This is a genomic window from Amycolatopsis marina (assembly GCF_900111885.1).
In the GTDB taxonomy this organism is placed as follows: domain Bacteria; phylum Actinomycetota; class Actinomycetes; order Mycobacteriales; family Pseudonocardiaceae; genus Amycolatopsis; species Amycolatopsis marina.
In genome coordinates this window covers 1-1,503 of record NZ_FOKG01000057.1, presented here as the reverse complement: position 1 = coordinate 1,503, position 1,503 = coordinate 1, and the positions used below count along the sequence as shown (strand labels likewise).

1 protein-coding gene is annotated in these 1,503 nt (G+C 68.1%); it reads left to right on the top strand.

The annotated features are described in order from the left end of the window. Window positions 1-249: 249 nt before the first annotated feature. On the top strand, window positions 250-1,476 hold the full coding sequence (locus BM199_RS33105) for an IS110 family RNA-guided transposase (protein WP_091680115.1): 1,227 nt from the start codon (window positions 250-252) through the stop codon (window positions 1,474-1,476). Window positions 1,477-1,503 lie beyond the last annotated feature (27 nt).

Sequence of the window (1,503 nt, the reverse complement as noted above, 5' to 3'; positions counted from 1 at the left end):
TCCTAATCAGTTCTGGGAGTGAGCTATCCGGCACACTCCTGCTGGTAGCCGGCCGGCAGGTGAGCACTCTCGGTTCCTGGATTTCGAGTCCTGGTGAAAGACAGTGCCCCTGCCGGTAGGCCGGGAGAGTTGATCGCTGCTGGGATGTCGTGCCCCGCGTGAGGGTTGCGGGAAGCACTGCTTGATTAGGTCGCTGATGGTTCTCCCGCTGGCTGCACAGGGTGATCGGCATCGAGAGCGGGAGGACCGTTGCGACTGTTCGTGGGAGATGACTGGGCCGAGGACCATCACGACATCGAGCTGATGGACATGGCCGGACGTCGGCTGGCCAAGGCTCGCCTGCCCGAGGGCGTGGCGGGGATGGCCCGGTTGCACGCGATGCTCGGCGAGCAGCTCGGCGAGGCCGACGACGAGGACGTGGAGGTGCTGGTCGGGATCGAGACCGACCGGGGTCCGTGGGTGGCGGCCCTGGTCGCCGCTGGGTACACGGTGCTGGCGGTTAACCCGTTGCAGGCGGCCAGGTTCCGGGACCGGCTGGGGGTCTCGGGTGCCAAGAGCGATGCTGGTGACGCGCACGTGCTGGCGGACATGGTCCGCACCCACGCCCACGAGCTGCGCCCGGTCGCCGGGGACAGCACCGAGGCCGAGGCGGTCAAGGTCGTGGCCCGTACCCACAAGACGCTGATCTGGGAACGCACCCGCCACACCCAGCGGCTGCGGCACGCGCTGCGCGACTACTTCCCGGCCGCGCTGATCGCCTTCGAGGACCTGGACGCCGCCGACACCCTCGAACTGCTGGCCAAAGCGCCCACTCCGGCTCAGGCCGCCCGGCTCACGACCGCACAGATCAGCGGCGCATTGAAACGCGCACGCCGCAAGAATGTGGCCGAGAAAGCGGTGGCCGTCCAGGCCGCGCTGCGGGCCGAGCACCTGGGCCAGCCCGAGATCCTGACCAGCGCCTATGCCGCCTCGGTCCAGGCGTTGATCGCGGTCCTGACCGTGCTGAACACTCAGGTGAAGGCCTTGCAAAGGCAGGTGGAGACCCATTTTGGGCAGCACCCGGCCGCTGAGATCATCCTGTCCCAGCCTGGTCTGGGGCCGGTGCTCGGCGCCCGGGTGCTCGCAGAGTTCGGCGACGACTCCGCCCGTTACATCAGCGCCAAGGCCCGCAAGAACTACGCCGGAACGTCCCCGATCACCCGCGCGTCGGGCAGGAAGAAGGTCGCTCTGGCCCGGTTCGTGCATAACGACCGGCTGATCGACGCGCTGATGACCCAGGCGTTCGCCGCGCTGAAAGCCTCGCCCGGAGCACGGGCCTACTACGACCGGCAGCGCGCCCGCGGGGCCGGGCACAACGCCGCCCTGCGTCAGTTGGCGAACCGGCTGGTGGGCATCCTGCACGGCTGCCTCAAAACCGGCACCCTCTACGACGAGACGACCGCCTGGTCGCATCACGCCGAGAACGTTGCGGCTTGACATTTCAGCTCCTGGGATGTCTTTCAC